The following is an 870-nucleotide window of genomic DNA, read 5'->3' on the forward strand; positions in this document are numbered from 1 at the left end:
TGATGCGATCGCACTTTGACCAATGGCGGTAGAATTTGTACCACTAGCTCTAGCACCGTCACCGTAAGCCGAAGCAGAAATACCACTGGCTTGGGCGGCGTTACCTGTGGCGGTGGCAGAATTTTGGCTAGCATTTGCACCTGTACCGACAGCGATCGCATTTGTGGCATTATCACCAATTGTTGCACCTTCACCTATGGCAGTTGAACCTGTCGCCCCTGTTCCAACTGTTGCACCTGTACCTGTGGCAATGCTGTTATTTGCACTGGCATTGGCATTAGAACCGGTGGCAACAGCACCTTGCCCACCTGCTGACGCTGCATTACCTGTGGCTAAGGAATCATTCCCCGATGCGTTCGCACCTCTACCAATGGCGGTAGAATTGTCACCACCAGCGTTCGCACCATCACCGTAAGCCGAAGCAGAAATACCAGTGGCTTGGGCGGTGTTACCTGTGGCGGTGGCAGAATTTTGGCTAGCATTTGCACCTGTACCGACAGCGATCGCATTTGTGGCATTATCACCTATTGTTGCACCTTCACCTATGGCAGTTGAACCGGTTGCCCCTGTACCAACGTTAGCTCCATTACCTGTAGCGATTGAGTTACTACTTCCCACATTAGCATTCGTACCTGTGGCGATCGCATTTGTGGCATTATCACCAATTGTTGCACCTTCACCTATGGCAGTTGAACCGGTTGCCCCTGTTCCAACGTTCGCTCCATTACCTGTAGCGATTGAGTTACTACTTCCCACATTAGCATTCGTACCTGTGGCGATCGCATTTGTGGCATTATCACCTATTGTTGCACCTTCACCTATGGCAGTTGAACCTGTCGCCCCTGTTCCAACTGTTGCACCTGTACCTGT

1 pseudogene is annotated in these 870 nt (G+C 51.3%); it reads right to left on the reverse strand.

Annotated elements, in window-relative coordinates:
* Positions 1–870, reverse strand: a pseudogene (locus AACS98_RS23655) (hypothetical protein); the annotation flags it as partial.

Source organism: Anabaena sp. CA = ATCC 33047, from assembly GCF_963870205.1.
Lineage (GTDB): Bacteria > Cyanobacteriota > Cyanobacteriia > Cyanobacteriales > Nostocaceae > Trichormus.